Annotated in this window: 21 protein-coding genes and 1 tRNA gene; 17 read left to right on the plus strand and 5 right to left on the minus strand. The window is 40.4% G+C overall.

Going from position 1 to position 21,757, the window contains the following annotated elements; all coding sequences use genetic code 11:
* Together AC1DRQ_RS19960 and AC1DRQ_RS19965 are read left to right on the plus strand one after the other, a co-directional pair.
* Nucleotides 1-2,802, plus strand: a 2,802-nt coding sequence (locus AC1DRQ_RS19960) for a SusC/RagA family TonB-linked outer membrane protein (RefSeq protein ID WP_477426528.1), incomplete at its 5' end; no start/stop codon positions are given.
* A gap of 75 nt (nt 2,803-2,877) precedes the next feature.
* Entirely contained in the window at nt 2,878-4,389 is a 1,512-nt protein-coding gene (locus AC1DRQ_RS19965) for a RagB/SusD family nutrient uptake outer membrane protein (RefSeq protein ID WP_429400839.1), read from the plus strand.
* A gap of 54 nt (nt 4,390-4,443) precedes the next feature.
* Here AC1DRQ_RS19965 and AC1DRQ_RS19970 read toward each other — a convergent pair whose 3' ends face one another.
* Entirely contained in the window at nt 4,444-4,665 is a 222-nt protein-coding gene (locus AC1DRQ_RS19970; protein ID WP_477426529.1) for a hypothetical protein, read from the minus strand.
* 279 nt (nt 4,666-4,944) lie between these two features.
* Here AC1DRQ_RS19970 and AC1DRQ_RS19975 point away from each other — a divergent pair, with 279 nt between their 5' ends.
* The 6 genes from AC1DRQ_RS19975 (at nt 4,945) to AC1DRQ_RS20000 (ending at nt 9,153) form a co-directional block, all read left to right on the plus strand.
* Nucleotides 4,945-5,358: a pentapeptide repeat-containing protein gene (locus AC1DRQ_RS19975; RefSeq protein WP_477426530.1), complete on the plus strand. Its 414-nt coding sequence runs from the start codon at nt 4,945-4,947 to the stop codon at nt 5,356-5,358.
* Between the two features lie 273 nt (nt 5,359-5,631).
* Nucleotides 5,632-6,237, plus strand: a complete 606-nt coding sequence (locus tag AC1DRQ_RS19980) for a DUF998 domain-containing protein (RefSeq protein ID WP_477426531.1) — start codon at nt 5,632-5,634, stop codon at nt 6,235-6,237.
* A 26-nt stretch (nt 6,238-6,263) separates the two neighbouring features.
* Nucleotides 6,264-6,626 carry a hypothetical protein gene (locus tag AC1DRQ_RS19985; RefSeq protein ID WP_477426532.1) on the plus strand — a complete coding sequence of 121 codons (363 nt, stop codon included), beginning with the start codon at nt 6,264-6,266 and terminating at the stop codon, nt 6,624-6,626.
* Between the two features lie 193 nt (nt 6,627-6,819).
* On the plus strand, nt 6,820-7,119 hold the full coding sequence (locus tag AC1DRQ_RS19990; RefSeq protein WP_477426533.1) for a chorismate mutase: 300 nt from the start codon (nt 6,820-6,822) through the stop codon (nt 7,117-7,119).
* On the plus strand, nt 7,119-7,406 hold the full coding sequence (locus tag AC1DRQ_RS19995) for a hypothetical protein (protein ID WP_477426534.1): 288 nt from the start codon (nt 7,119-7,121) through the stop codon (nt 7,404-7,406). Before AC1DRQ_RS19990 ends, AC1DRQ_RS19995 begins: the two co-directional genes overlap by 1 nt.
* A gap of 286 nt (nt 7,407-7,692) precedes the next feature.
* Nucleotides 7,693-9,153 (plus strand): glycoside hydrolase family 30 protein, encoded by a 1,461-nt coding sequence (locus AC1DRQ_RS20000; RefSeq protein WP_477426535.1) that lies wholly within the window; start codon nt 7,693-7,695, stop codon nt 9,151-9,153.
* 106 nt (nt 9,154-9,259) lie between these two features.
* Here the strand turns inward: AC1DRQ_RS20000 and purU are convergent, their stop codons facing one another.
* Nucleotides 9,260-10,084 (minus strand): formyltetrahydrofolate deformylase, encoded by an 825-nt coding sequence (gene purU / locus AC1DRQ_RS20005; RefSeq protein WP_477426536.1) that lies wholly within the window; start codon nt 10,082-10,084, stop codon nt 9,260-9,262.
* Nucleotides 10,085-10,206: 122 nt separating this feature from the next.
* Here purU and AC1DRQ_RS20010 point away from each other — a divergent pair, with 122 nt between their 5' ends.
* Entirely contained in the window at nt 10,207-10,611 is a 405-nt protein-coding gene (locus AC1DRQ_RS20010) for a hypothetical protein (protein ID WP_429400831.1), read from the plus strand.
* Nucleotides 10,612-10,613: 2 nt separating this feature from the next.
* Here AC1DRQ_RS20010 and AC1DRQ_RS20015 read toward each other — a convergent pair whose 3' ends face one another.
* The gene (locus AC1DRQ_RS20015; protein WP_477426537.1) at nt 10,614-10,985 is read right to left on the minus strand and encodes a hypothetical protein; all 372 of its coding nucleotides are present in this window, start codon (nt 10,983-10,985) and stop codon (nt 10,614-10,616) included.
* 192 nt (nt 10,986-11,177) lie between these two features.
* On the opposite strand from AC1DRQ_RS20015, the gene AC1DRQ_RS20020 reads away from it, so the two are divergent.
* Together AC1DRQ_RS20020 and AC1DRQ_RS20025 are read left to right on the plus strand one after the other, a co-directional pair.
* Nucleotides 11,178-11,675, plus strand: coding sequence for a TspO/MBR family protein (locus AC1DRQ_RS20020; RefSeq protein WP_477426538.1), 498 nt, complete (start codon nt 11,178-11,180; stop codon nt 11,673-11,675).
* A 63-nt stretch (nt 11,676-11,738) separates the two neighbouring features.
* Nucleotides 11,739-12,272 carry a hypothetical protein gene (locus tag AC1DRQ_RS20025; RefSeq protein ID WP_477426539.1) on the plus strand — a complete coding sequence of 178 codons (534 nt, stop codon included), beginning with the start codon at nt 11,739-11,741 and terminating at the stop codon, nt 12,270-12,272.
* A gap of 163 nt (nt 12,273-12,435) precedes the next feature.
* On the opposite strand, the gene tamL is transcribed toward AC1DRQ_RS20025, so the two are convergent.
* Nucleotides 12,436-14,787, minus strand: a complete 2,352-nt coding sequence (tamL, locus tag AC1DRQ_RS20030) for a translocation and assembly module lipoprotein TamL (RefSeq protein ID WP_477426540.1) — start codon at nt 14,785-14,787, stop codon at nt 12,436-12,438.
* Between tamL and AC1DRQ_RS20035 the strand changes: the two genes are divergently transcribed.
* The 3 genes from AC1DRQ_RS20035 (at nt 14,778) to AC1DRQ_RS20045 (ending at nt 15,855) form a co-directional block, all read left to right on the plus strand.
* Nucleotides 14,778-15,527: a TrmH family RNA methyltransferase gene (locus tag AC1DRQ_RS20035; protein ID WP_429400826.1), complete on the plus strand. Its 750-nt coding sequence runs from the start codon at nt 14,778-14,780 to the stop codon at nt 15,525-15,527. The genes tamL and AC1DRQ_RS20035 overlap by 10 nt on opposite strands.
* Before the next feature lie 50 nt (nt 15,528-15,577).
* Nucleotides 15,578-15,648: transfer RNA gene (locus AC1DRQ_RS20040), tRNA-Cys, on the plus strand.
* A gap of 33 nt (nt 15,649-15,681) precedes the next feature.
* On the plus strand, nt 15,682-15,855 hold the full coding sequence (locus AC1DRQ_RS20045) for a spore protein (protein WP_429400825.1): 174 nt from the start codon (nt 15,682-15,684) through the stop codon (nt 15,853-15,855).
* 227 nt (nt 15,856-16,082) lie between these two features.
* Here the strand turns inward: AC1DRQ_RS20045 and AC1DRQ_RS20050 are convergent, their stop codons facing one another.
* Nucleotides 16,083-17,126 (minus strand): quinone-dependent dihydroorotate dehydrogenase, encoded by a 1,044-nt coding sequence (locus AC1DRQ_RS20050; protein WP_477426541.1) that lies wholly within the window; start codon nt 17,124-17,126, stop codon nt 16,083-16,085.
* Between the two features lie 169 nt (nt 17,127-17,295).
* On the opposite strand from AC1DRQ_RS20050, the gene AC1DRQ_RS20055 reads away from it, so the two are divergent.
* The 3 genes from AC1DRQ_RS20055 to AC1DRQ_RS20065 all read left to right on the plus strand — a co-directional run bounded on the left by AC1DRQ_RS20055 (nt 17,296) and on the right by AC1DRQ_RS20065 (nt 21,570).
* The gene (locus AC1DRQ_RS20055; RefSeq protein ID WP_477426542.1) at nt 17,296-18,066 is read left to right on the plus strand and encodes an SGNH/GDSL hydrolase family protein; all 771 of its coding nucleotides are present in this window, start codon (nt 17,296-17,298) and stop codon (nt 18,064-18,066) included.
* Nucleotides 18,067-18,265: 199 nt separating this feature from the next.
* A complete protein-coding gene (locus AC1DRQ_RS20060; RefSeq protein ID WP_477426543.1) occupies nt 18,266-20,188 on the plus strand; it encodes an ABC-F family ATP-binding cassette domain-containing protein in 1,923 nt (640 codons plus the stop codon).
* A gap of 125 nt (nt 20,189-20,313) precedes the next feature.
* Nucleotides 20,314-21,570 (plus strand): type IX secretion system plug protein, encoded by a 1,257-nt coding sequence (locus tag AC1DRQ_RS20065; protein WP_477426544.1) that lies wholly within the window; start codon nt 20,314-20,316, stop codon nt 21,568-21,570.
* Nucleotides 21,571-21,757 lie beyond the last annotated feature (187 nt).

Here is a 21,757-nt window from a genome sequence, read left to right on the forward strand (position 1 = left end):
CCACTTAGTGAGGTAGTAGTAATTGGTTATGGTACGGCCAGAAAATCTGACCTTACAGGTTCCGTAACTACGGTTAAGGCCGAGCAATTACTTGATAAGCCTGTTCCTAACTTATCACAGGCGTTACAAGGTAAAGTTGCCGGTGTTGATGTAAGTGTTAACAGTAACGCACCAGGTGCCGCAGCAAAAGTACGCATTAGGGGTATAGGCTCTATCAACTCTAACGTTGACCCAATTTATGTGGTTGACGGTGTGGTTGGTGTTGATCCCAACTCCATTAACCCGAATGATATTGCTTCTATCGAGGTTTTAAAGGATGCGTCATCAACTGCTATTTATGGTGTGCGTGGTGCTAACGGTGTAATTATGGTAACCACCAAACGTGGTAAAAAAGGTGCCACCACTGTTAGTTATGAAGCCAACGCAAACGTAAGTGAACTTTACAGGCACGTGCCAACGCTTAACTCAAAACAGTTTGTTCAAATTTATAATGAATCATTTGCCAATGGTGCAAAATTTGATCCTACCGGTGCCGTTCAAACGCCGGCAAAAGCGCTAAATCATACTAACTTTCCTTTGTTGTTTGATACTAACAATAACCCTATTTATGATACCAACTGGGAAAAGGAAACTTACAAACCCGCTTTTTCACAAAGCCATCAGCTGAATGTTCAGGGTGGTAGCGAAAATTCGATTTATAGCTTATCATTAGGATACCTTAATCAGGACGGTTTAACACCAACATCAAACTTTAAGCGCTATTCAGTTAAAATGACTATGGATAACGACGTTAAAAAGTGGTTAAAAATTGGTGGTAGCATCAACGGTATCTTTAGCCGCCAGCGTTTGGTAACTGATGGTAACGGTGGTCTGAACGTACCGCGTGCCGTAAGTGAAGAAGTGCCAATTGTGCCTATCAAATATCCAGACGGAACCTGGGCTGGTAACTATGATATAGCCGGGCTTGAAGGTGCCCCTAACCCAATACAAACGGCCAATGAGCGTTATACCATTAACAATACCTTGCAGGTATTGGGCAACATTTATGCTCAATTTAAGATATCATCTGAACTTGATTTTAAAACAGACTTCGGTTATAACCTTGCCGCGCAAAAAAATAACTTCTATTCGGGTTTAGGCTTACAGCACATGTCTGCTGACCAGGGTGGTGTTGCAAGTATCAATACCAATACAACTTATTTCTGGCAAACTGAAAACTACCTTACCTGGAACAAAAAGATCAATGATCATCAAAGATTTACAGCTTTGGCCGGTATCTCTTTTAGCCGTTCAGTGTATGAACGCGGAAACGTAGAAACCCAAAACTTCATTGATGACTTTTTTCAGTTTAATAACCTCGGGGCTGGGTCTGTTAGAAGTCAAGCCGGATCTGATGAAAATCCCAGCGTACCGGGAGCGCAATATCCAGGTTCTTTAAACTCTTACTACGGTCGTATCAGTTACAATATTGATGAAAAGTATTTGTTTACTGCAACAGGTCGTTATGATGGTTCATCAAGGTTCAGCGATAAAAATAAATTCGCTTTCTTCCCATCAGTAGGTGCTGCATGGCGCGTATCTCAGGAAGATTTCCTGAAAAACAGCGAAACTGTATCTAACTTAAAGTTAAGAGCAAGTTTTGGTTACACCGGTAACCAGGAAATTGGTAACTATCGCTCCCTGGCTCAGTATGGTACAGCACAAACTGCTCAGAACGGAGCGGCAGTGATTTCCTTATTACCGAGCTACCTGGGTAATCCTGATCTGAAATGGGAAAAAACCAAGCAGATTGATGCTGGTATCGAGTTAGGCTTATTCCATGGACGTGTGACTTTAGATGCTGATTACTACCAGCGTACTACTACCGACATTTTATTACAGGCTCCGATTCCATGGAGTGCAGGCTTCACTACATCTAATGTTTATAAAAACATAGGTTCAATGAAAAACTCAGGGGTTGAGTTAAGCCTGAGCACTGTGAATATTAAAAGCGATGATTTTGAATGGGTAACCAATTTTATATTTGCAGCCAATCAAAATAAAGTAACAAAACTGAATGATGGTGGTGCCGATATATTCCCTGGCCCGAACTTTTTGGGACAAAACTATGTAATACGTGTTGGCGCGCCAATAGGATCATTTTACGGAATGACCCGTGTAGGTACGTACAGCAATTCTGCTGCGGATATTGCCGAAGCTGCGGCGCATGGTTTAAAATCCGGCGACAGGAAATATATTTATAACCCTGATGGTAGTAACTATTATAGTATCATTGGCCGTTCTAATCCAAAATGGACCGGTAACTTTAACAGTACTATTAAGTATAAAAACTGGGATTTTTCATTTGATATCCGTTTTGTACAGGGTGTAAATACTGCGGCTAACTTTAAACACTCCGTTGAAGACAGGCAAACCATCTCAAACAGTTTAGCTACTGTATTAAACGGATGGACTCCTAATAACCAAAACACCATGATTTCGCAGGTGCGTAACTACAAATATGCACAGGATTCGCACTTTGATACCTGGTGGGTAGAGGATGGTTCATTTATACGTGGCCAAAACTTTGTATTAGGTTATAATTTGCCCGCTTCTGTACTGAAAAGTATGAATGTGAGCCGTTTCCGTATCTATGCAAGCGTTCAAAACCTTTTTGTTATTACTGATTATACAGGTTATGATCCTGAGGTTGATACCTTTAATAACTCTTATGGTTCAAACCCGGCTTTTACGCAGAACATAGACTTCTTTGCTAACCCTCGTCCGCGTATCTGGAATCTGGGTGTGCAGGTAGGATTTTAAAACTTGTGGTATGATTAAAAACGATAGAAAAACAGTAGCGAAGGATTTAATAACAACCACCTAAAATCATTAAAAATGAAAACATTAAAAAATATATTAGTAGTAACCTGCCTATTACTTACTTGCTCATGCAAAAAGTTTTTGGAAGAACATCCAAAGTCTGTTCTGACGCCGGATGCCAACCTTTCAAGTGCAAAAGTAGCCAGGGCACTGGCCAACGGTGCTTATCAAAATTTCTCTGGTTTACTGGCCGGCCAACCGGGCTCATATGGTGGTAACACCTGGAACCTGATGGAGTTTATGACCGGTAAAGCAAACAGCGATCTTGGACAAACCGGTTTTGTAAACTTCCAGACGCTTATTTACAGCAATACATCATTCTATTTTGATACCTGGTGGCAACAAATGTACTTGGGTATTGGTGCAAGTAACCTGGCTATACAAAGGATACCTACCATCAGTGCAGCCGGCTTAACTGATGAGGCTAAAAATAACATGGTAGCCGAGGCCCGTACCATGCGCGCGCTGTATTATTTTTTCCTGGTTCGTATGTATGGTGCTGTACCTAAGGTGATCGAGCCGGCTAAGGATCTTAATCTGCAGGTTGCGCGCGTGCCAGCCAAACAGATCTACGATGAAGTGATCATCCCTGATTTGTTGGCAGCCGAAAAATCAACCCTGCCATGGAAAGATGTTACCGGTAAAGTATCAATGGGCGCTGTAGAATCACTTCTGGCCGATGTATATTTAACTTATGCAGGTGCTGCCATAAACGGAGGAGCTGCAAATTATGCAGAATCAGCCAAGCGTTCACTGGCAGTAATCCAGAATGGTGGCTATACGCTGTTCCCGAATTATACCGATATGATAAATCCTGCCAATAAAAATACCGGCGAATTTATTTTGCAGGTACAGTACGCAGCAGCTATTCCAATTACAAACCCGCTTACGCCACTAACCATTCCTAACTTTTCCGGAGTATCAAAATACTCTGATGAGTACGGATCAGTTTGGCCAACAGATCAATTCATTGCATCGTTCCCGGCTGGTGATAAACGTGTAGCCGAAAGACAATTCTTTTACACAAGCTACCCAAGTTCTAAAACACCAGGTCAAACCGTAGTATTTAAAAACCATTACATTTACAAATGGTTCGATGTGACCGCGGTTACCAATACTACCAAATCTGATTTAAACTACACTGTTTATCGTTTGGCTGATGTTTACCTGATGTATGCAGAGGCTTCAAACCGTGCTGGTAACGGTCCAAACGCAAATGCCATTCAATACGTAAATGCCATCCGTGCCAGAGCTAATCTGGCTCCGATTGGTGCATTGAGTATGGATGCGTTTGAGAAAGAGGTTTGGATACAACGTTATTATGAGCTTTGTTTTGAAAACAAAATGTGGTTTGATATGCTGCGCACCCGTAAGGTACATAATGATGTTACCGGTGCTTGGGATAATTTTGTAGGTCATAAAACTGTATTTAACGCTACGTTTGCCGACAAACAATTGCTGTTCCCTTTACCAAAACAGGAAACAGATGTTAATCCTAAATTATTACCAAATAACCCTGGTTTTTAATTAAAGCAGGTTATGAATAAAAAAAGGACCGGTTTATTTAAACCGGTCCTTTTTTTATTCTTTTCTTTGGTTGTTCTTTTCGGCTTGTTTTATTTTTTCCTGTATTTTACTAAAAAGGAGCTGGCTTCTATCCATATTATTTTGTTCTTCATCATAGTACCACCAGTTAAATAACTGCTTTATTTTAAGGGAAATATCCGGATATTGTTGTAACAAGTTATCCAACTCCCGAAGTTCTTGTCCAGAAGCTTCATCTGATAACTTTTTAGTTGCCATGTTAAAGATGTGATCTTCCATGTTCATGTTGGGCCGTTGGTTTTCCTGGTAGCGGCATTTATATAATAATGTGTGCCATTATATAATTAATTGATTAAAAGATGTTTATTTCTGAGTTTTGTTGCACGGGATGTTCAGATTCGTACATATTGTTCGGTTTTGAACCTTGATATATATGATATTTCTTGTAATTATTAATTGCAAAAAACGCTAAATTGTCCTTTAACCTGTTATTATTGTACCGTTTACTGAAATTTGAATAAACAAAAAATTACGATTATGGAAAATACTAACGAACGTATCACTATTAGTGAAACAAAGAAAGTACTTGATGTAAGCCATGCTCTTCTTGATGATTCAAGCTTTAGAATGATGAAAATGAACAACGCTTATTTTAATGATGTGTGCATGACCACGCTTAAAATAACCAATGCAAATTTGAGCGATCTGGAAATTGAAGGTGCACAACTTGGGGGCGCTTATATACATAATATTGGTATGCCGCCAAAGGGGCACCCAGCGTATGATGAAAATGCCAAACAAAGGCCATTACGGTTTGAAGACTGTAACCTGGAAAATAGTACCATTGCCAATTGCAATCTTAAAGGTGCGGCATTTGATAATTGCAACATGACCGGAACAACCATCAATGGTATCTTGGTTGAAGATCTCCTTAAAAATTATCACAAGTAAATACTTATATCTCTTTCAAGCCAAAAGCCTGAGCACTATAATGCTCAGGCTTTTGGCTACTTTATTCTTCTTCATTTGCCGCGGTTAATGAGATATTCCCCATCACTAAAAACAATAAAGTAATTCCGTTTCACAGGTTTTTCTGTAATAGATAAGCGGTGCAGAATCTATTTATAAAAAAATATAGTACTATGTATTGTATAGTACTGTGTTTTGTGTATGTTTGTAATGGGTTTTATAACGCACCATATTATATCATTATAACAGAGTATCATGAACACCAAAACTTTATTATCCACAGGTATTCTTATTCCTGTAGTTTTTTGGCTTTCAACCATTATATGTGGTTTTATTCATGGGGGGTATAACCATTTGACCGGAACCATCAGCGAGTTAGGGGCCATAGGTACCAGATCTGAGCCATTGATGGCAACCTTAACCATGTTTGGAGCGGTATTAAGCATCTTTTTTATCATTGGCTTGTACGGAGCTTGTAAGCAATTAGGGCTCAGCACCATTCCGGTATATACGCTGCCCGCATTTACTATAATGATGGGCTGGGCAGCAATGTTTCATTCAGGTAACAGGTTCCACGCTACTGCCGGGCCAGTTTTTTTACTACTTTATCTCGGTACCTTGTTAGTAATCATTTTATGGCGCGGTAAACAGGAGTTGGTATTGGTCAGGTTGTTGTCGCTGGTAAGCCTTGTAATTATGCTGCTCATATTTCTGCGCTTCGTGCCATCAGTTCAAAATAACTATCCCGGCCTTATTCAAAGGTTTGCTCATTTGGGCTGGTCGGTTTGGTTCGTGTTTTTAAGCACCAGTTTAATTAAGCTCATATCTATACAAGAACAAAAACAACAACAATTAACATAATTTTAAAAATTTAAAAAACATACATCATGAAAAAACTACAATTAATTGCTGCAATGGGTTTAATAGCGCTGGTAACTGCCTGCGGTACAGGGAAAAGACATACAACTATTGTGGAGAACGGCAATGGTATAAAGGTAAGGATAGAATACCTTGGCCAAACTTATTTTAATGCCGAAGGCACGGCCATTAAAAGTATTTCGCCAAATGGCTATGTAAAATATTCCAGGGACGGTAAGGAGTTAGTAGCCGAAAGCGACTACCATGGCAGGATCACTTATGAGCTGAATGACGGCGGCAAACAAACCATGCTTGATGATGGCGGCAAGGAATTTTTGGCCCAGGCTGTTAAGGATATGATTAAACATGGTCATAATGCTGATGGTAGGTAAAACCTGATATAACCTTTAGTTGCGGCAGGTATTATTAATACCTGCTTTTTTTGTAAATAATTAAAAAAAACTATAATATTTAGCTGGTTTAATCTGTTAAAAGCATATGAATATGAAATTTTATAGCCGCGTATTAGGATTATTTGTAGTCTCTCTGTTTAGTTACAGCTTAGTTAGCGCACAATCAGCACCAATGAAAACTCCCAAAGGCACCGACCAAACTTTGCAAATAAGCCGGAAGAAGATTGATTCCCTGGATAAGGCACTGATAACACTACTTGGCGAGCGGGAAAGAGTGGTAAAGGAAATAGGTGTTTATAAAGCCCAAAACAATATTCCAGCGCTGCAGGCCGACCGCTTTAAGCAGGTGATTCAAAAAAGTATTGAAGCCGGTAAAAAAGAAGGATTATCAGAAACTTTTGTTACCGAATTAATGAATGCCATACATAAAGAAAGCTTGCGGATAGAAGAGGAAATCAAGGCACAAAAGTAATGAGTACCAGGATCCAAAACGCTAACAACCATATCATAGAATTCTTTTTATGGGAGAATGACGACCAGCTTGAAATTCAGTTAGAACCCGAAGCAATTATATTCAAGGTTGAGCCTGGCAATTCTATCAAACTTATTGCTGTCAATTGCGCAATGGAATTTTCATGGGCAGTAAGAATTTCGAGTAATGGAAACGGTCTTCAGTTATTCCCCGACAGTAAAGGCAGCTATGATATAGAAATATATGAGAATGACACTTTACTTGATAATTGGTTCAAATATATGTGATCCCCCTGTCAAATAGGGTCTAATTTAATCCAATCGAATTTTGTATTAAAGCGCATCAAAATTTAATTCAGAGCCCGTCGCTCCAGGCGGAACAGCCTGATTATGAGATTTTTTGATACTAAATAAGTTCGGTATTAAACCGTATCAATTTTATACCAAGTAATTATAAATCAATTATTTATACGAGTCTATTTGCTTTATTCTGATTAACTTTAATAAATTTGAATTGCCGGAAACGCTAAATATAAGCGATGTTCAAGCCCCGGCTTTCCTATTACAATAAATCATGAAGAAAGAATTTTTAATTGCCTGCTTAATTGCAGGTGGCTTAGCAAAGGCTGGTTTTGTAAATGCCCAGGGTGCCTCACCTTTTTCTATAAATAATAAAACGGTTAAGGTAATTGTTTCTGAGAAAGAAGCAGGGTATAAGTTTACTTCAACCGAAACGCTTCAGTTTTCTGATAAACCACAGCCCGCCGAAACCGATGTTTCAGTTTTTGTTGATCCAGCTAAAACATTCCAAACCATGCTTGGCGTGGGTGGCGCCTTAACCGATGCCTCGGCCGAGGTGTTCTACAAGTTGCCAAAAGATAAACAAAAAGAATTTTTAACCGCGTATTACGATAAAGACAAAGGCATTGGTTATACCATGGCCCGTACCAATATTCAAAGCTGCGATTTTTCGAGTGCAAGCTACAGCTATGTTAAAGAAGGCGACGCCGACCTCAAAACATTTGACATCGCCCATGATAAAACTTACCGTATACCATTTATAAAAGCCGCTATGGCTGCCGCTGGTGGCAAATTAAACCTGTTTGTTTCGCCCTGGAGCCCGCCGGCTTTTATGAAAGACAATAATGATGTATTGCACGGCGGTAAACTTAAACCTGAATTTGACCAAAGCTGGGCCAATTTTTTTGTGAAATTTATAAAAGCATATGAAAAAGAAGGTATCCCTGTATGGGGACTTTCGGTACAGAACGAGCCTATGGCTAAGCAAACCTGGGAATCATGTATGTTTACTGCCGAAGAAGAGCGCGATTTTGTAAAAAACTTTTTAGGCCCAACTTTGCACAAACAAGGCCTTGCCGATAAAAAGCTGATCATTTGGGATCATAACCGCGATTTGCTTTATCAGCGCGCCAGTACCGTATTGGAAGATCCTGAAGCCGCAAAATATGTATGGGGTGTTGGTTTCCATTGGTACGAAACCTGGACCGGTGCAGGCCAGCAGTTTGAAAGTACCAGGCGCGTACATGAATCATTCCCTGATAAAAACCTGATATTTACTGAAGGTTGCATTGAAAAGTTTGATCTCGCTAAGGTCAATGATTGGTCGCTTGGCGAAAGATATGGCCTATCCATGATCAATGATTTTAACGCAGGTACTGTAGCCTGGACCGACTGGAATATCCTGCTTGATGAAAAAGGCGGCCCCAACCATGTGGGCAACTTTTGCTTTGCACCTATACATGCCGATACCCAAACTGGTAACCTTATTTATACCAGTTCATATTATTACCTGGGTCATTTTTCAAAATTTATTCAGCCCGGTGCTAAACGCATCAGCGCGGTAGCCAGCAGGGATAAGCTATTAACTACAGCTTACATCAATCCTGATGGTAAACTGGCCGTTGTGGTGATGAATAAAACGGACGAAAAAATAGAGTACAGCCTGTGGATAAAAGGCAAAGCTGCAAAAACAACCAGCCTGCCACACTCTATCGCTACTTTAATAGTAGAATAAAAAGTTTTTATACTAATCAACTAAATCTCAGGTATGGCGGATCATTTATGGTCCGCCATTATCATTTCAGGGAAAGTGATTTGTTTTTTGTTACCTATGTCCGAACTTATCCAAAAACCACTGTTTTGTTTTTGTAAACAAAAACCCTGTCCTCAAATACCAGTTTAAGCGCGTTTGCCAGCACAGCGGTTTCAATTTCCTGACCGGCTTTTACCATGGTAGCTGCCGTAAAAGAATGATTTACCGGGATGATCTGCTGGGCAATGATAGGCCCCTCGTCTAACTCGTCTGATACAAAATGGGCAGTAGCACCTATGAGTTTTACCCCACGTTCAAAGGCCCGTTTATAAGGGTTGGCCCCAATAAATGCCGGTAAAAAGGAGTGGTGTATATTAATAACCCGCATAGGGAATTTTGTCACAAAAGCAGGCGATAAAATACGCATGAATTTAGCCAGCACAATATAATCGGGAGCATATTGCGCTATCACATTGTTTATTTGCTGTTCAAACTCAGCCTTGCTAATCTGCTCATGCGAGATGTGGTAAAAAGGCATATCAAAGCGCTCGCAAATGTTTTGCAGCGTAGTATGGTTGCCAATTACGCATTGTACCGTAGCACCAAGTGTTTTAAAGTGATTACGTATGAGTATATCGGCAAGGCAATGATATTCTTTGGTGACCAATACCACCACTTTTTTATAAGGAATGGGGTTTACAGAAATAATGGCGTCGGCAGGCAGTACTTCTCTTAATGTTCCTTCAAGCTCGTGCCCATCTCCATCCTCAACTTCCAAACGCATAAAAAATACATTTTCGGCCTTATCAACATGTTCGCGCATCGAAACAATGTTTAGCTGATGTTTGGCTAATATGGCAGATATAGAGGCAACCAAACCAACCTGGTCCTTACATTGAATAACAATAATCATGGTTTAATGATACAAAGAATTTTGTTGTAATTTACAAACAGGCATTATTTATGCAAATTTAGAGGTGACGCATTGTATCAGGACACTAATTACCTGCGTAATGGCTTATATAACCTTATAGTATGAAATGTTTTACTTTGATTTTTGCAATGATCACCCTGTGCAGTGTGAGCTCCTGCAATAAGGATAAGATGCCAACGTCAACTTCCATAATTGGCAAATGGCGCTGGGTAAAATCAGTTGGCGGCATAGCCGGATCTACCGTAACACCTCAAAGCACAGGGTATAACTTGAGCGAAGAGTTTAAGGCTGATAGTACATTTAAAAGATTTAAAAACGATTCCTTAATAGCTCAGGGCAAGTTTTCAATAGTCCGTAATTATAAATACGCATCAACAGAAACCATTGATGTACTAAAAACGGGAGGTCCGGATGATCTGGCGTTCGTTATCAGGAACGATAGTCTTTTTGTTAGTGATATATTTATAAGTGATGGTTTTAACACTGCATATGTGAGGGTAAAGTAGTATTAACTATTGGGCAGCTCATCAGGGATAAAGTTTATCTGGTTAGGTTGATCAAATGCCACATAAACGCGTCGCCATGGCTCATCATCAATCAGGTGCCATTTGTGGGCAGTGCCGGTTGTGTCGGTAGCAATTAATATTTCACCCGGTTTCAAAACAAAAGTCTCGCCGGTTTGGGTTTCAAATACAAGTGTGCCAGATAGGTTGATCACATACTGTTCCACAGGTGCATTATGCCATTCATAAAACGAATGAGGTGGCGATTCCTGGAACCTGATGGATGTAGCCTGATTAAACTGCCCTTCGGCCACGGTGCCGGTTTGTATGTGCGAATTACCATCAGAACCCGTAAATAATTTATAAGCTTTTATCATTTTATAACCCCATTAAGCAATGCGGCTAAGCTAAGATATTTAAATATTTTAGCAATGAGGCTTACATAATGGCATTGTAAATTAATTGGACTAGTGGCTTGTTAGCCTGTATTTGTAATAAGATATGCCCTTAATAGCGTGCAGATTCCCCTATTTTAAAACTTACCGGCGTTTAATTGGTTGATATAATTTATGAGTTCAGCCGTTTCACTAAGGAAATTCCAGTTCTTTCCATTTATCATCAATTTATTGATCGTGCTGGCCGTTGGTTTTGTGGCCTCGCTTGTTACCCGGCCCGAAATACCGGGATGGTACAGTACCCTTAAAAAGCCATCGTTTAATCCTCCACCGTGGTTATTTGCACCCGTATGGACCATCCTTTATATATTGATAGCCATAGCCGCTTACCTGATCTGGAAACACAGGAGCCGCAAGCCAGCTTATAAAGTTACCCGGGCAATTTACTTTATACAGTTATTTTTGAATTTTTTATGGTCCATAGTGTTTTTTGGTTTGCATGAAATATTTGGAGCTCTTGTTATTGTTATTTTACTGTGGATAAGTATTGGTATAACCATTAACTGGTTTAATAAGTTCAATAAAATTGCGGGCTGGTTGCTTATACCTTATTTGCTGTGGGTAAGCTTTGCGGGCGTGCTAAATGCAAGTATATATTTCTTGAACAGATAGCCCTAAAAAACACTATTTTTATTGCGTGCATTTTGTACAGAATTGAATTGGTTTATAAAAAAAATGAAAAAACTATTACTCTTATTCTGCCTTGTTATGGCCGCTCATAGCTTTGTTTTTGCAGATGCAATTGCTATAAATCACTTTGTAATAAAAGAAAATCCATTTGCTGTTGATGAGGTGGCTGTTGTTGCAACTGATACCKCCGGTGTAATACAGGAAAATGTAAACGGCGTATTTACATTTGTAATGAACGGGTTTCAGGAGCAATTAAAGTTTGAAAAGGGTACCGCCTTTTACAGGCATAAGCTTGACCGCTCCAGTTTTTTATATGCCAAGCACATGAATGATAGCGGTACACACTCTATCCTTTACTATATCTATAAACACGATAGCAAACTAAGCCCTTTCCATATCAGCTGGATATTGCTGCTGGCTATACCGCTGGCCCTGGTATTACTGGCTTATATGTTTAAGCGGTTCATCATCATTGCGGTAATTATATTCTGTATATTCCTGTATTTTAATTACCATAATGGCCTAAGCATCCCCACCTTTTTTGAGAGTATAATTGATGGCTTGAAGGGAATGTTTTAAGGGAAGCCTAAAGCGGAAAAGCATAAGGCTTAAAGGTATTGGCCTGTCACCCTGAGCCTGTCGAAGGGTAGCGCGCAGAGGCCTTTGCCCACGAGTCTTAGACAGGCTCAGACTGACAGGCCGTTTAGCGGTTGTGTTAATTCACTAATTCAATAATTCAAAATTAAAAAGGCAGCCCTATACCAAAGTTCAGCTGCATAAAATTATAGCTTTCACCATTACTTTGAAGGTAGGCTCTTTTAAACGGGCCGGTGCTAAATAATTCATTGGCATGTTTAAATAATACCCATTGGTCTGATCCGTTGAACTGCGGGTCTTTAAATTTAAACGCTGCATCAAGCCTGAAAACAAAGAAACTCAGATCGAAGCGTAAACCTGTGCCTATCCCTACAGCAGTTGATTGCAAAATATTATCAAACCTGAATTCGCCGTTAGGGTTTTCGGCTTTTTTACCTAAACGCCATACGTTACCAGCATCTATAAATACGGCGCCTTTTAGCTTGGCTCCAAAAAAGTTATCGGCCAGTTTATAGCGGTATTCGGCGTTCCCAATTATTTTTATTTCGCCAAATTGATCCAGGTATTTTAACCGGGAGCGGTTAGTAGTATCAGTTCCATAATAGGTGCCGCGGTTAAATTGCCCCGGGCCCAGGGTACGTGGCAGCCAGGCCCTGATATCATTGGCACCGCCGGTATAAAAGTTTTTCTCAAATATTAGCGCGTTACTATTACCGTAAGGAATACCGATCCCCGGATTTATACGGAATACAAACTGTCGTTCACCACCCAGGCTGCGATAAATACGCAGATCGAGCTCTGTTTTGGTATATTGAGAAAAGGCATAACCAAAAATTTTGCGTTGCCCGGCTGTGTCTCTCGGTGCATTAAACGTGTTGCCAAGGAGACTAAGGAAATTACCGCCCACATCTAAACTTCCACGGAAATAGGTAAAATTTTTGTAAGAGTTTAACTCGATTGCGTTATACTGAAAAGTATATTGACTACCGGTAGTGAAAGTTGTACGGCCAATCAGGTACACATAAGAGTATCTGTTTTGCTTTAGCAGGGAATCTTTGGCTGCCGGGTCAATTAGACCTCTTGAAAACTCAATATTAATGGGTGTAATGGTATGCTGTTTACGGCCGGTTTCAAAAAAGTCATAACTTATTGAGTTAATAAAGCTTTCGCGTTTAACCAGCCCCTTTTGAAAAAACAAGGAATAATTGCTGGAGAAGGTGGTGTGCGGTACACCATATTTACCCAAAAGCGGGAAGGAGAATGGCGTTAAAATACGGGGATAAATAAGGTTAACACCCACCCTGAATTCCTGGTTTTGAATACCTGTATTGCCGCTTGGTCCATTATCAAATAAAACGCTCCAGTTAAGTTTTACCTGTAGTATGGCCGCCTGTTTAAATACGTTACGATCTGTAAAAGTATTACCAACGTTGTACCCATAACGGCCCGAGCTAAACAGGAACTCGCCCTCAACCCTGTCTGACATTTGTTTGAGCGGTACAATATCTATTTTGGTATTTAAACGGTGGGTACTGTCAGGAAGTTTTTCGTAAGTGGGGTTGGGGACATTACGAAATACGTTTAATTCCGAAAGGCGTGTTGTAGTAAGGGTTTGTTTATCAATATCGTATATCTGTCCTTTTTTCTGAAAAGTATAATCAATTACTGTTCGTGGTTTAAACTTGCCCGAAAAGTCAACAAACCTGAACTGTGAATCAACTTGCAGGGTATCAGCTTTTCCGGGTGTGCGCCCGTTACTTTTTGAAATAGTAATCAGGGTGTTATTAATGGTATAAACCGGATGCTCGGTTTTGCCTGCAGGATTGTCAATGATCATTTTAACATCCACCACACTATTGTTAAAGGTAGAATCGTAATTGAAATTGATATACTGCCTGTAAAAATCATAATAGCCGTTACGTTTCATCAACAGGTAAAGCTCATCGCGGTCATGAGCCAAACTATCGGTATCAAAACGGCCGCCGGGCGAAATGTGCGATATTTTGTTGCGGTTTTGGTTAAACAGGTTTTTAATGTTTTTATCAGCAATGCTATCCGTAACCTTGCGTATCCTGAACATTGGGCCTTCCTGGGCTGTAAAAACCAGCTCGGCCTTTTGTTTTTTGATGATAATGCTGTCGGTTATTTTGGCTTTAAGATACCCACGGTTTTGAATATATTTTTCCATCTGAAAACGCGAATATTCAACCAGGTTACTATCAAGAATAGCGGGCGCCTCACCAATGTTCTTTTTGCCTTTTTTACTGAAAAGGTAATAAAATTGCAGGTTGAGCCAGTTGTTAGGCTGCTGCTCTTTATCTACATAGTTTACAGCAGCTTCGGCAAACTGCTCATCTATCCCCTTAATAGTAATTTTGCGTACCAGGGCCTGGTTTTTATCAATACCACGTGTAATACTGCAGCCCGACCCTATAATGAGCAGCAAAATACTTAATATTGTAAGGCGGTAAACAGCAGGTATACTATATGCTTTCAAAATCACAGATCAGTTTATTAACATCCTTACAACATAAAAAATTCCGCAGGGAACATGGCCTTTTCATGGTTGAGGGCTATAAATCAGTTACCGAATTTATAAACTCTGCATACCAGGTAGATACTATTTATCATACCCCTGCAATTGCCCCAAAATTGCTGAAATTATCCCGAAAAATAAATTTTCAGGAGATTTCATTAAATGAACTCGAAAAAATCAGCACATTGAAAACGCCGCAGGAGATAATTGGTTTGGTTAAAATACCAATATGGCCAATATTAAATTATAACAGCCTGAAACAAAAGTTCTCATTGGTGCTTGACAGCATACAGGATCCGGGCAATATGGGCACTATTATACGCACAGCTGATTGGTTTGGCATTAACGATATTATTTGCTCGGAAGATACGGTTGATGTATATAACCCCAAAGTAGTGCAGGCCACCATGGGTTCATTAGCAAGGGTAAATATACATTATGTTAATCTTATACATGTTTTACCCCAAATTGAACTACCTTTATTTGGCGCTATGTTAAATGGAGAAAATATATATAATACCAATTTTGGCAATGAAGGTTTGCTGGTTATGGGCAACGAAGGCAACGGAATAAGCCCGGATATTGAGCGGCTGATAACCAGTGCGGTAACCATTCCGCGTGCTGGAAATGCCGAATCATTGAATGTGGCCATAGCCACTGCCATACTGTGTTCTGAAATAAAAAGAATTTCAATGAAATAAATATTGGCTACCAATAAATAAATTACTATTTTTGCAATCCTTAAAAACAGGGTCGGGTGGCCGAGTGGCTAGGCAGAGGTCTGCAAAACCTTTTACAGCGGTTCGAATCCGCTCCCGACCTCAAGGGTATTAAAAAATTTAAAATAACAACACCATGGGCGTTACACGTTTAAAAAGAAAAGATAGAAAAAACAAAACTACTTCACGTTTAGAAGTTCAGTTTTTGAAGCTGGCTACCAACCTGGAGTACGGAAGCCGTTCTGCTGAATCAAAACACAGCCAGATAGCTAAAAACAATGCAGCTTTAGATATCGCTACAGGTAAATAATTCTATTTGTTTTTTGGCGCATAAGCGCTTAAATGATCTTATAAATCCTGCTGGTTTCAGAAACCGGCAGGATTTTTTTATGCGCTATATTTTTGACCACTGATTTTTTTGATTAAATGATTTCGTTGATTTTGTTTGAACCGCGATTTTTGGGATTAAAGGATTTCCTCGATTTCTAAAAATCCTGAGAATCCCACAATCTGTTTAATCCCGGTTCAGACAAAAAACTATTCAGACAATATTCTTTTATTTATCCTGCCAATCAATCCCGGCCCTTCGTAAATAAAACCGGTATAAAGTTGTACCAACGATGCGCCTGCCTGTAATTTTTCTATCGCGTCATCGGCAGAGTGGATGCCGCCTACACCAATTATAGGGAATGATCCGTTTGATTTTTTATGTAGATATCCGATCACCTCGGTTGAGCGTTTGGTTAAGGGTTTGCCACTCAGGCCGCCCATTTCACTTTTTAAACTTTCGGCAGCAGTTAAGTTTTCACGGCTGATGGTAGTATTTGTAGCAATAATGCCCGCTATGCCAGTTTGCTGTACAATATCAACAATATCATCCAACTGCGAATCTGTCAAATCTGGTGCTATTTTTAACAGGATAGGTCGGCTAATGCCGTTTTTTGAATTACGCTGCTGCAGGGTGTTGAGTAAATTCATCAACGGCTCTTTTTCCTGCAATTCGCGCAGCCCTGGCGTATTCGGCGAGCTTACATTCACCACAAAATAATCAACCACATCAAACAGGCGGTCAAAACATTTAATATAATCGTCAACGGCATTTTCGTTAGGTGTAACCTTGTTTTTGCCAATGTTACCACCGATGATCAAATCCTTTTGGGCTCCTTTAGCATTTCTGCGGAAAGCAGCTATTCGTTCTGCTGCAACATCAACGCCAAAATTATTAAAACCCATGCGGTTAATGAGAGCCCCATCTTCTGGTAAACGGAACATGCGGGGTTTAGGGTTGCCAGGTTGGGGCAGGGGAGTAACGGTACCTATCTCCACAAAGCCAAAACCAATGTTGGCCATTTCGCCCATCAGTTCGGCATTTTTATCAAAGCCGGCAGCCAGGCCCACCGGATTTTTAAATTGCAAGCCGAACACTTCTTTCTGAAGCCGGGGGTTGTTTACATCCCATATAGCCCTGCTTAAAGCCGCACCACCAGGAAAACGGTTAAAGCGCTTTAAATTGCGGGTTACAAAATAATGTACTTTTTCGGGATCGAACTGGAACAGGATGGGTTTTAATAAAAAATACATGTTGCGAAGTTAGCACATTACTTAATGTGTGTAAACCAGAAATTTATGATTTATTAACCTGCTATTATATTAATCATTCAATTGATAATACAAAAAACAACAAAGTTTAAAAAATTCAGGTAAATAAGTAAATTCGAAAATTCTGTTATAACTATCTATAAACTAAATTATGCTCAATAGATTTAAACCCAGCCGTCGTAATTTTATCAAAGCAGCTTCAGTAGGCACCCTGGCCGCCGTTGGCATCCCTCAAATAGTATCAGCAGCTTTAGCTGCCGAAAAAAAGCCGTCACGGTTAAGGTTTAATACAGGTGATGTAGTGCTATTTCAGGGCGATTCCATTACCGACTGGGGCCGCGATCATAAAAAAAGCGAACCCAATACAACCAGTTCCCTGGGATCGGGATATGCTTTGATAACAGCMTCCAAATTATTGATTGATCATGCTGATAAAAATCTGCAGATATACAACAAGGGGATCAGCGGCAATAAGGTTTATCAGCTGGCCGACCGTTGGGATACTGATTGCCTGGCTTTAAAGCCCAATGTTTTGAGTATCCATATTGGTGTAAATGATTTTTGGCATACTTTAAACGGGAGTTACAAGGGTACTATTGAAAATTATATTGAGGACTATAAAAAATTGCTTACCCGCACCAAACAAGCGCTGCCTGATGTTAAACTGGTGATCTGCGAGCCATTTGCCTCAAAAGGGGTTAAGGCGGTTGACGATAAATGGTATCCAACATTTAACCAGTTTGGTAAAGCGGCCCGTGATATTGCAACTGAATTTGGGGCCATATTTGTACCTTACCAATCAGCTTTTGACAAAGCGATTGAATCTACACCCGCAACTTACTGGAGCCTTGATGGTGTACATCCAAGCGTTGCCGGCGAGGCCCTGATGGCGCAAACCTGGCTTAAGGCAGTGCTGGGATAGTTTGTAGGTAAAGGGCTAAAGGTAAAAGGCAAAAGGTTTTTTAATGCCGTGCATTGAATGCTGAATTTCGAATAATGAGGTAAAAATTGGTGCTATTTCATCATTCGAAATTCAAAATTCGTTATTCGACATCACCTTTCACCTTTTGCCTTTATCCTTTCACCTAAATTTCACCTCAAAACTGTATCTTTGCGCGCAAATGATTGCTATAAATAACCTTACGTTTGAGATTGGTGCGCGGGCCCTTTATGATGAAGCCAACTGGCATATAAAACCCGGAGAAAAAATTGGCCTTATTGGCGCCAACGGAACCGGTAAAACCACCCTTTTAAAAATTATTGTAGGCGACTATAAACCTACATCGGGCACCATATCAATGGCTAAGGACCTTACCATGGGTTATCTTAACCAGGATTTGCTGTCATACTCCTCTGATAAAAATATTGTGCATGTGGCTATGGAGGCTTTTGAGCGCCAAAACCAATTACATGATGAGATAGAAGTTTTACTTAAAAAGCTGGAAACAGACTATACAGAAGATCTTTTACATAAACTTAGCGATAAGCAGCACGAGTTTGAACTGCTTGACGGCTATAATATTGAATATAAGGCTCACGAAATTTTAGCCGGTTTAGGTTTTAGCGAAGCTGATTGCCAGCGTAAGTTAAGCACCTTCTCGGGAGGGTGGCGTATGCGGGTGATGCTGGCTAAGATCCTGTTGCAGGCGCCTGATATACTGCTGCTGGATGAGCCTACCAACCACCTTGACTTACCATCAATTCAATGGCTGGAAGATTATTTGAAAGCTTTTAACGGCGCCATCATTATTGTATCGCACGATAGGTGGTTTTTGGATAAGGTCATCAATCGCACGGTTGAATCGCGCAAAGGTAAATTGACTGTTTATGCAGGTAATTACACATTTTACCTGGAAGAAAAAGCACAGCGCGAAGAAATTCAGCGTGGTGAGTTTAAAAACCAGCAGTCAAAAATAAAACAAGAGGAGCGTTTGATCGAACGTTTCCGTGCCAAAGCATCTAAAGCAAAAATGGCGCAATCACGTATCAAAATGCTTGATAAAATGGAGCGTGTTGATGATGTGGATGATGATAATCCATCAGTTAACTTCGCCTTCCGTTTCTCCAAACAATCGGGCAGGCACGTGGTAACATTAGAGGATATTGTTAAAAAATATCCCGCAATTGATATTCTTAATGGTGGTGAAGCTGTAATTGAAAAAGGCGACAAAATTGCCCTGATTGGTGCCAACGGTAAAGGTAAATCAACCCTGTTACGCATCATAGCCTCGGCCGATCAGGATTATAAAGGTAAAGTAACTACCGGTCATAACGTGACCACTACCTTTTTTGCCCAACACCAGTTAGAGTCATTACACCTGGAACACCAAATATTACAAGAGCTGCAGGCATTTGCGCCAAAACATACAGATACTGAGCTACGTACCATATTAGGGTCATTTTTGTTTACCGGTGATGATGTGTTTAAAAAGATCAAGGTATTATCCGGAGGCGAAAAATCACGCGTTGCTTTAGCTAAGGCGCTTACTGCCGATGCTAACTTCCTGGTACTGGATGAGCCTACCAACCACCTGGATATGCAATCGGTAAACATCCTGATCCAGGCTTTGGAGCAGTATGAAGGTACCTTTATTGTAGTATCGCACGATAGGTATTTCCTGGACAATGTGGCCAACAAAATCTGGTTTATTGAAGATCAAAAAATAAAAATTTACCCGGGTACCTATGCCGAGTACGACGAATGGGCATCAAAACGTAAGTTAGARCCTAAAACAGCGGCACCGGCACCTCAGCCCAAAAAGGAAGAGAAAAAGCCCGAACCGGTTAAACAACAGCAAGGCGAAAATAAGTTTCAGCAGCTTAAAAAATTGAACCAGGACCTGGCCAAAATGGAAGAGCAAATTGCCGACCTTGATAAAACAGTAAAGCAACTGGAAGCCAAACTGGCCGACGATAAAATTTATACTGACGGCGCCAAACTAAAAGAAACCAACGCTGCCTACACCCAAAAACAAGCCGAATTGAAACAAATTCAGCAGAAGTGGGAAACGTTGGCCGAGCAGATATTGGAATTGGAAGCGTAGTATAAAACTATGTCATTGCGAGGGACGAAGCAATCTCACATGCTAAGTGATGAACTTGGGTAAAGAGATTGCCACGCTACGCTCGCAATGACATAATGAGTAAATGGAATTAATAGCTGTCCTATATGAGAAAACACTTCTATCTACTTATTCTCCTATTCGTCTTCCAGAAAAGCTTTGCCCAATCTCCATACAATAACAACATTTATAACTCTGCCATTAAAAGTGTGGAGTTTTATAACACCAAAAAGCAAGGCTCGTTCCCGGCAATAGCTTTAGGATCTGACGAAAAAGTACAGCTGGCTTTTGATGATCTGCGGGGTGGCAGCCGTAGTTATTCGTACACCATTGAGCATTGCGATACCAGGTGGAACTCATCGAACTTGTCGCCGGCCGAGTATCTGCAAAGTTTCGCTGACGACCGCATGTATGATTACACCTACTCCACAGGTACCATTCAAAAATATACCCATTACGAGCTAAAAATACCTAATAATAACATTGCTCCTAAGCTTTCGGGTAATTATGTGCTCAAAGTTTATGAGGATGGCGACCAGTCTAAACTGGTACTTACCCGCAGGTTATATGTGGTAGGCAAAAGGGTAGCCATAGCTGCCGATGTGATAGCATCTCCAAATGTGCAGACTCGGCAAACCAATCAAAAAATAAATTTTACTATTGATTATACTGGCCTTCCAGTTCAAAACCCATCTACCGATGTGCGGACCTTTATTATGCAGAATGCCCGTACCGAAACTGGCATTTTAAATACCCAGCCTACATATGTACGAGGGGCGCAGCTCATTTATAATGATGTTGCCATTAATGATTTTCCGGGTCGTAACGAGTTCAGGCTGTTTGATACCCGTACCTTGAAACTAAATTCGCAGCATATTGCACGTATTGTTAAGGATACCTCAAACACCGTGGTTTTATTAACAGATCCTGTGCGCAATGGTCCTGGTTATATTTTGCTTTATGATAACGACGGTAAATTTTTTGTGCTGAACCAGGACGGCCGCGATCCGCGCGTTGATGCTGATTATGCCCATGTATATTTCAGTGTGGCGGCTAACAAACCTGAAACCGAGGGCAGCCCTTATATTGTTGGCCAGTTTAATGATTACAAGCTGGATGACCGCAGCAAAATGACCTTTGGCGAAAATGGTAAATATTACATCAACCTGCTTTTAAAACAGGGCGTATATGATTATGAGTACGTTTGGGTTGATAATAAAACAAAAAAGGCCGACGACGTACCATTGGAAGGAAGTTACTTTGAAACCGAAAATGATTACCAGGTACTGGTTTACTATCGCCCGCCCGCAGCCCGCTGGGATGAGTTGGTAGGGTTCAGGGAATTGAATACGGTGAAGAAATAAATAGATTTTTGATATAGTTTGTCATGCTGAACGCAGTGAAGCATCTATTATCCAACATGCATAGTTCGTGAATAGATCCTTCGTTCCTCAGGATGACAATTTTATAATAGCTCTCAACCCTCTATCCTAAAATTCAACCAGGGTGAGTCGTCTGCGGTTTACATTGCCCTTTGATTTACCCTCAGCT

It is taken from the genome of Mucilaginibacter sp. P4_E8, assembly GCF_056401495.1.

What these genes read in the sequence shown, in the direction of transcription:
- AC1DRQ_RS19965 (WP_429400839.1), top strand. Translation starts at nt 2,878, where the DNA reads ATGAAAACATTAAAAAATATATTAGTAGTAACCTGCCTATTACTTACT.
- AC1DRQ_RS19970 (WP_477426529.1), bottom strand. Translation starts at nt 4,665, where the DNA reads ATGGCAACTAAAAAGTTATCAGATGAAGCTTCTGGACAAGAACTTCGG.
- AC1DRQ_RS19975 (WP_477426530.1), top strand. Translation starts at nt 4,945, where the DNA reads ATGGAAAATACTAACGAACGTATCACTATTAGTGAAACAAAGAAAGTA.
- AC1DRQ_RS19980 (WP_477426531.1), top strand. Translation starts at nt 5,632, where the DNA reads ATGAACACCAAAACTTTATTATCCACAGGTATTCTTATTCCTGTAGTT.
- AC1DRQ_RS19985 (WP_477426532.1), top strand. Translation starts at nt 6,264, where the DNA reads ATGAAAAAACTACAATTAATTGCTGCAATGGGTTTAATAGCGCTGGTA.
- AC1DRQ_RS19990 (WP_477426533.1), top strand. Translation starts at nt 6,820, where the DNA reads ATGAAAACTCCCAAAGGCACCGACCAAACTTTGCAAATAAGCCGGAAG.
- AC1DRQ_RS19995 (WP_477426534.1), top strand. Translation starts at nt 7,119, where the DNA reads ATGAGTACCAGGATCCAAAACGCTAACAACCATATCATAGAATTCTTT.
- AC1DRQ_RS20000 (WP_477426535.1), top strand. Translation starts at nt 7,693, where the DNA reads ATGAAGAAAGAATTTTTAATTGCCTGCTTAATTGCAGGTGGCTTAGCA.
- purU (WP_477426536.1), bottom strand. Translation starts at nt 10,084, where the DNA reads ATGATTATTGTTATTCAATGTAAGGACCAGGTTGGTTTGGTTGCCTCT.
- AC1DRQ_RS20010 (WP_429400831.1), top strand. Translation starts at nt 10,207, where the DNA reads ATGAAATGTTTTACTTTGATTTTTGCAATGATCACCCTGTGCAGTGTG.
- AC1DRQ_RS20015 (WP_477426537.1), bottom strand. Translation starts at nt 10,985, where the DNA reads ATGATAAAAGCTTATAAATTATTTACGGGTTCTGATGGTAATTCGCAC.
- AC1DRQ_RS20020 (WP_477426538.1), top strand. Translation starts at nt 11,178, where the DNA reads ATGAGTTCAGCCGTTTCACTAAGGAAATTCCAGTTCTTTCCATTTATC.
- AC1DRQ_RS20035 (WP_429400826.1), top strand. Translation starts at nt 14,778, where the DNA reads ATGCTTTCAAAATCACAGATCAGTTTATTAACATCCTTACAACATAAA.
- AC1DRQ_RS20045 (WP_429400825.1), top strand. Translation starts at nt 15,682, where the DNA reads ATGGGCGTTACACGTTTAAAAAGAAAAGATAGAAAAAACAAAACTACT.
- AC1DRQ_RS20050 (WP_477426541.1), bottom strand. Translation starts at nt 17,126, where the DNA reads ATGTATTTTTTATTAAAACCCATCCTGTTCCAGTTCGATCCCGAAAAA.
- AC1DRQ_RS20065 (WP_477426544.1), top strand. Translation starts at nt 20,314, where the DNA reads ATGAGAAAACACTTCTATCTACTTATTCTCCTATTCGTCTTCCAGAAA.